Consider the following 6,357-nt stretch of genomic DNA (forward strand, 5'->3'; position numbering starts at 1 on the left):
TGCCAGGTCCCACATTTGATCTTTTTTATTGGCGCCTGGACCGGGTCAGGGCTTGGTGGCCAATTCTTCCAAGTGATCCATGAGTTCCTGTGGCTTGAGCACCAGCACATCGCTTTCCACCGCATCCAGTACCACTTCGGCGGTATTCCCGATCAACGCCCCGGAAATCCCTGTGCGCGCCACAGTGCCGATGATGGTCACCGCCGCCTGTAACTTGTGCACGGTATGGGGGATCAACACATCCGCTGGGCCTTCCATGATGTGCAGGTGTGAGTCATCGACATCAAACTCGGCCTGGAACGCCTGGCATTGCTCGCGATAACGCGCCTCGATGGTTTCTTTGAGCTGGAAGGTCGGGTCTGCCGCCGACAACATCGGCGACGGATGCGCGCTGATCACATGTAGCTGCGCCTTGGCCAGGCTGGCAATGTCGAAGCCATGGTCGATGATGGCGTTGTGCAGGGAGCGGTGTTCGCCGTCGCTGTTACCCACGTCGATGGCCGCCAGGATCACCCCGCCGGCCCAAGGGGTGGCAGTCTTGACCAGCAATACCGGCGTAGGGCAATAGCGCAGCAGCTTCCAGTCCGCAGGCGTCAGCAGGGCCTTTTTCAGCGGGCTGTCGGGAAAGTGCTGTTTGATCACCAACCCACACCCTTCGGCCTGCTGCACGTCGATGATGGTTTCATGCAGGTTGTCATTCCACGCCTGCTCGGTGGTCACGCTATAACCGTCCTCTTGCAAGCCCGACTTAAGCAAGCTCAGCAGTGCCGAGTGCTCGTGTTTCTTGTCGCAGACCAGCAAGTGCAGATGGGCGCCGGTGACGCCGGCGATCAGCTTGGCGCGCTTGAGGGCCAGGCTTTCAGAATGCTCGGGCTCGATGACCACCAGGATGCTGCGGATGGCTTGCATGGACGGATCTCCAGAAACGCAAAGAAGGGGGGCTTGGAACAACTATAGTTGCTGCCCGCCAGACGTCATGTTGATGCACATCAAGGCCGGTGGCTGGTGGTCTGCGGTGCGGTCGGTATAATCGGCACCCTTTTGTGATCCTTTTGCCCGTGAGCCTGATGAACCTGCCCGAAATCAACGAATTCCTCGGCTGCCGTACCCCCGACGCCTGGGTCCAGGCCGCATTGGCCGATCAGGAAACCCTGCTGATCGACCACAGGAACTGCGAATTCAAAGCCGCCAGCACCGCCCTGAGCCTGATCGCCAAGTACCACGGTCATGTTGACCTGATTAATATGATGTCGCGCTTGGCCCGCGAAGAGCTGGTGCATCACGAGCAAGTCATGCGCCTGATGAAAAAACGCAAGGTCGAGCTGCGCCAACTGCATGCCGGCCGTTATGCCTCGGCTTTGCGCAAAGTGGTGCGCAGCCATGAGCCGGTCAAGTTGGTAGACACGCTGGTGGTCGGGGCGTTTATCGAAGCACGCAGTTGCGAGCGTTTCGAAGCGCTGGTGCCGCATTTGGACGAAGAACTCGGCAAGTTTTATTTCGGCTTGCTGAAAAGCGAAGCACGGCACTACCAGGGGTATCTGAAGTTGGCATACCAGTATGGTGACGCCAAGGACATCGCCCAGGTGATCGAGCGGGTGAGGGCGGCCGAGCAGGAACTGATCGAATCACCCGACGTCGAGTTCCGCTTTCACAGTGGCGTGCCAGCCTGAGGCGACGGCCACGCCGAGCAGTGCAGTGATCCCGGCCAACAGCAGGATCACTGTTTGCGTACCCAGCGGTGCAGCCAACACGGCGATCAGCAGGCCCGCCAACGGTTGGGACAGGTTGTTGAGCAAGGTGATCACGCCGACTGTCTTGCCGAAGTCCTGCGCCGGAATTACCCGCTGGCGGGTGCTGCGCAGGTACACGTTGAACATCTTGTCGAAACCTGTGACCAGTAAAAAACCTACGGTGTAAGCCCACAGGTCAGGACTGATGGCCATGATCAATGCGCCCACGGCAATCACCGAATACGACAGCCCGCCCAGCACTTTCAACGATAATTCGGCGCGCGCCAGGTAAAACAGAATTCCAATGGTCACCAATGCGCCAGCCGCTTGCAGTAAGGCATAAGCATCTTTGCCGGCCGCATAGTGGCCCGTGACCATGGCGGCAGACGTGGCCAATGTGACGCCGATGATCAGGTTCACACCCACCGCCAACGTGATGATGCGCTTCAATTCCGCCAGGTTGCGGATATGCCTGAACGCGATGCGCAACGGTTGTAACCAGATATCCCGATGCTGCTCAAAGATTTCCAGCTTCACGGTACTCGTGCGCTGCCAAAACCGCATCGCCAGGTCCGCCAGCACAAATAACCCGGCAATCCCCAGCAGCACCCAATGCCAGGCCCAGATTTCCAGCATCAACGCCGCCAACAGTGGGCCGAGTACCAGGCCACTCTGATCGGCGATCTGTGAATAGGAGAGCGTCTTGGCGTAGGTATACTGCTTGAAAATATGCGGCAACAGCACTTCACGGGCCATGATGCCCTGAGTGGTCAACACCCCGCACAGCGCTGAAAGCAGGACGATCCAATAGATACCGTCGAACACCCTGTACAGCGCCACGGCCACCACACAGGCCAGCGCCCGGTAAACCTGGCTGATATGCAGGATGCGCACCGGCGAGAACTTGTCGCACACTGCACCGCATACCGGGAAGGCCAGGTAGCGCGGCAGTGATTCGACAAAGAACGCCAGCCCCGCCCACGAGACACTCTGGGTGGTCTGGAACACGATCAACGGCACGATAAACAACAGAATCTGGTCTGCCAGGCGCGACAGGAACAGCGAAACAAAGAACGCCAGGTAATCCTTGCGCATACAACTCCCTGTGAGTGGCGTTAAAGATTGCGGGCTATTTGTTAAAAACTCTTAAAAGCATGAAGCTTCGTCGGGCCGTAATGGCCAGTTGCATCTGTTGGCTAGCTTGCCACCTATAATATTCACACTTCAATTCGTGCATGCACACTGAGAACTTATGGAAAACCTGGGTTTGGGCAAAGTCCTGCTCGTTGAGGACGATGAAAAACTGGCAGGGCTGATCGCGCATTTTCTGGCGCAACACGGTTTCGAGGTGCGGGTAGTGCACCGGGGCGATGAAGCCTTGGCCGCGTTTCTCGACTTCAAGCCGAAGATCGTCGTGCTTGATCTGATGTTGCCGGGCCAAAGTGGCCTGCATGTGTGCCGCGAGATTCGTAATGTGTCCGACACGCCCATTGTGATCCTCACCGCCAAGGAAGACGACCTTGACCACATCCTCGGCCTCGAGTCCGGTGCCGACGACTATGTAATCAAACCTATCAAGCCACCGGTGCTGCTGGCACGTTTGCGTGCCTTGCAACGCCGCCAAGTGCCTGAGCCCACGGTGCGCGGCTCCGTGGAGTTCGGCAGGTTGTCGATTGATCGCAGTTGCCGGGTGGTCAACCTGGGCGGTGAGAAAATCGACCTCACTACCATGGAGTTCGAGTTGCTGTGGTTGTTGGCCAGCAATTCAGGAAAAATCCTCTCCCGCGATGACATCCTCAATCGCATGCGCGGTATCGCTTTCGACGGCCTTAACCGCAGCGTAGATGTCTACATCAGCAAGCTGCGCAGCAAGCTCAACGACAACCCACGGGAACCGGTGTGCATCAAGACTATCTGGGGCAAGGGCTATCTGTTTAATCCGTTTGCGTGGGAGGTTTAGATGCTGCGGCTGTTTCTGCGCCTGTACGTGATTTTGGCGCTTGGTTTGGCGGGGGCGATCTGGCTGGTCAACTACACCTTTGACGAGTTACTCCCCGAAGCCAACGAAATCTATAACCGCGAAGCCCTGCGTGGCCCTGCCTATGGCTTGGTGGAGCAACTGCGATCGCTGCAAGGGGAGGCTCGCCAGGCTCGTTTGGCCGAGTTGCAACCCCATTACGGCTTGCGCCTGAAGCTGGTGCAGCGCGATACCCTGGCACTGGAGGAGCGCGAACAAAAGCTGCTCGCCAATGGCCAGTTGGTGGTGCGCGGGGACTTTATGGAGTTCATCACCAGTATCGATGGTGGCCCGCAACTGCTGGAAATCAAACTGCCGGAAGAGCCCAAATGGTTGTACCTGTGGGCGTATGGTTTCCTGGGTGTGAGCCTGGCGATCGTGTTGTATTTTTGGGTGCGCCCGCACTGGCGTGATCTGGAGCATATTCGCCTGGCCGCGCAACGTTTCGGTGACAACGACCTCGCTTCGCGCATCCTGCTGCCACGTCGCTCCACGGTGCGTGAGCTGGCCGGGCACTTCAACCAGATGGCCGAGCGTATCGAAAGCCTGATTGCCAACCAGCGCGAACTGACCAACGCCGTCTCCCACGAGCTGCGCACACCGATTGCACGGTTGTCGTTCGAACTTGACCAACTCAAGCAACAGGCCGACCCGCGCCAGAGCCGCGAACTGATCGCCGATATGTACGCCGACCTCGGCGAGCTGGAAGAAATGGTTTCCGAACTACTCACCTACGCCAGCCTGGAGCGTGGTGCGACCCAGGTTACCCGGGAAAATATCGAGGCCCACAGTTGGCTTGATAGCGTGATCGGCAGTGTGGCCCTGGAAGCCGAGGCGGCCGGTGTGCAACTGTCGTTACGCACCTGTGAGGTGGATTTCATCCAGATCGAGCCGCGTTTTATGGCGCGGGCGGTGATCAATCTGTTGCGCAATGCGATTCGCTATGCCGAGCGTCGTGTGGAGGTGTCGTTGGTCAAGTTCGGCAGCGGCTACGAAGTGCGGGTCAATGACGATGGCCCGGGCGTACCGTTGGAGGGTCGGGCAAAGATCTTCGAGCCGTTTATGCGTCTTGATGCCAGCCGTGACCGCCGCACCGGTGGTTTCGGCCTGGGCCTTGCGTTGGTGCAGCGGGTCAGCCAGTGGCATGGCGGGCAGGTGGAGGTACTGGACTCGGAGTGGGGCGGGGCGTCGTTTCGCATGACGTGGGCGTATACCGAATAAATCTGTAGTGAGCGGGCTTCCTCTGGCGAGCGGACTTGGTGTGGCGAGCGGGCTTGCCCCGCGTTGGGTTGCGAAGCAGCCCCAATAAAAACACCGCGTTCTGTCAGACGGAGCGCGGTGTTTGATTTTAGGGGGGACTGTCATAAATTTTGTGTTCGGGCATAACATGTTGAAGAGGTGCATGTATGCCGACCAAAAAGAAACCGGCCCGTGAGGCCCAGCGCGACCTTCCATCGATTCCAAAAGAGCTGATCGACCAGTTCGTCAGTGGCCCGATGAGTGCCGAAGCCATTCAGGACGCCTCGATGGCGTTCAAAAAGGCGCTCATCGAACGAGCCCTCGGTGCCGAACTGGGTCATCACCTTGGCTATCCTCAGGGCGCGGAGCGCCCTGAGGAGTCGAGCAATCAGCGCAACGGAAAAAGCGGTAAGACAGTGTTGACCGATGACGGCCCACTTCGCCTGGATATTCCCCGAGATCGCGATGGAAGCTTTGCGCCGATCTTGATCCCCAAGCATGAACGCCGTTTTACCGGCTTTGACGACAAAATCATTGCGATGTACGCCCGAGGCATGACGGTGCGTGAGATCCGTGCGTTTCTGTCGGAACAGTACGGAACAGACGTCTCGCACAACTTCATCAGCTCGGTGACCGACGCCGTTTTGGAGGAAGTCACCGCTTGGCAACAACGGCCGCTTGAGCCGATGTACCCAGTGATTTTCTTCGATGCCTTACGCGTCAAAATTCGCGATGAAGGTTTGGTACGTAACAAGGCTATCTACTTGGCGCTGGGTGTTTTACCAGACGGCACGCGAGATATTCTGGGCATTTGGATTGAGACAACCGAAGGCGCTAAGTTCTGGATGAAAGTCTTCAATGACCTGAAGATCCGGGGTGTCGAGGACGTCTTGATTGCGGTAACTGACGGTCTGAAAGGCATGCCCGAAGCCCTGGCTGCAGTGTTTCCTGACGCGACATTGCAGACCTGCATCGTTCATCTGATCCGTAACAGCCTTGAGTACGCACCGTGGGATAAGCGTCGCGAACTGGCAAAAGCACTGAAGCCGATCTATCAAGCGCTTAACGCGGACACGGCCGAACAAGCGCTTCTGGCCTTCGAAACAGGGCCTTGGGGCAGGCAATATCCGACGGTGGTAGCTGCTTGGAAGCGCGCTTGGGATCGCGTCATTCCGTTCTTCGTGTTTCCCCCGGCGATACGAAAAGTGATCTACACAACGAACGCCATCGAGAGTATCAATGCTCAATTGCGAAAGATCATTAAGACCCGAGGCCACTTCCCGACGGACGAAGCAGCGACAAAGTTGATCTGGCTGGGCTTACGCAATATCACTGCGAACTGGGGCAGCGCAGCTCATGATTGGAAGAATG

Annotated in this window: 6 protein-coding genes; 4 read left to right on the forward strand and 2 right to left on the reverse strand. The window is 57.8% G+C overall.

From position 1 onward, the window contains the following. Window positions 1-45 precede the first annotated feature (45 nt). Window positions 46-909, reverse strand: a complete 864-nt coding sequence (uspL, locus tag BFL40_RS10360; protein ID WP_071483889.1) for a universal stress protein UspL — start codon at window positions 907-909, stop codon at window positions 46-48. A gap of 158 nt (window positions 910-1,067) precedes the next feature. Between uspL and BFL40_RS10365 the strand changes: the two genes are divergently transcribed. Beyond that, entirely contained in the window at window positions 1,068-1,670 is a 603-nt protein-coding gene (locus tag BFL40_RS10365) for a MiaE family protein (RefSeq protein WP_071483890.1), read from the forward strand. Here BFL40_RS10365 and BFL40_RS10370 read toward each other — a convergent pair. Beyond that, a complete protein-coding gene (locus BFL40_RS10370) occupies window positions 1,626-2,825 on the reverse strand; it encodes an MFS transporter (protein WP_071483891.1) in 1,200 nt (399 codons plus the stop codon). The genes BFL40_RS10365 and BFL40_RS10370 overlap by 45 nt on opposite strands. A 157-nt stretch (window positions 2,826-2,982) precedes the next feature. On the opposite strand from BFL40_RS10370, the gene BFL40_RS10375 reads away from it, so the two are divergent. The 3 genes from BFL40_RS10375 to BFL40_RS10385 all read left to right on the forward strand — a co-directional run. Further along, entirely contained in the window at window positions 2,983-3,690 is a 708-nt protein-coding gene (locus tag BFL40_RS10375) for a winged helix-turn-helix domain-containing protein (protein WP_071483892.1), read from the forward strand. Then, complete coding sequence (locus BFL40_RS10380; RefSeq protein WP_071483893.1) at window positions 3,691-4,968, forward strand: ATP-binding protein; 1,278 nt, start codon at window positions 3,691-3,693, stop codon at window positions 4,966-4,968. It abuts the gene before it with no gap. Between the two features lie 185 nt (window positions 4,969-5,153). After that, a partial coding sequence (locus BFL40_RS10385) for an IS256 family transposase (RefSeq protein WP_071483370.1) occupies window positions 5,154-6,357 on the forward strand: 1,204 nt, incomplete at its 3' end.

This window comes from Pseudomonas costantinii (assembly GCF_001870435.1).
Classification (GTDB): Bacteria; Pseudomonadota; Gammaproteobacteria; order Pseudomonadales; family Pseudomonadaceae; genus Aquipseudomonas; species Aquipseudomonas costantinii.

Excerpts from the sequence above, each read along its gene's own strand:
- uspL (WP_071483889.1), bottom strand. The coding sequence starts at position 909 with ATGCAAGCCATCCGCAGCATCCTGGTGGTCATCGAGCCCGAGCATTCT.
- BFL40_RS10375 (WP_071483892.1), top strand. The coding sequence starts at position 2,983 with ATGGAAAACCTGGGTTTGGGCAAAGTCCTGCTCGTTGAGGACGATGAA.
- BFL40_RS10380 (WP_071483893.1), top strand. The coding sequence starts at position 3,691 with ATGCTGCGGCTGTTTCTGCGCCTGTACGTGATTTTGGCGCTTGGTTTG.
- BFL40_RS10370 (WP_071483891.1), bottom strand. The coding sequence starts at position 2,825 with ATGCGCAAGGATTACCTGGCGTTCTTTGTTTCGCTGTTCCTGTCGCGC.
- BFL40_RS10365 (WP_071483890.1), top strand. The coding sequence starts at position 1,068 with ATGAACCTGCCCGAAATCAACGAATTCCTCGGCTGCCGTACCCCCGAC.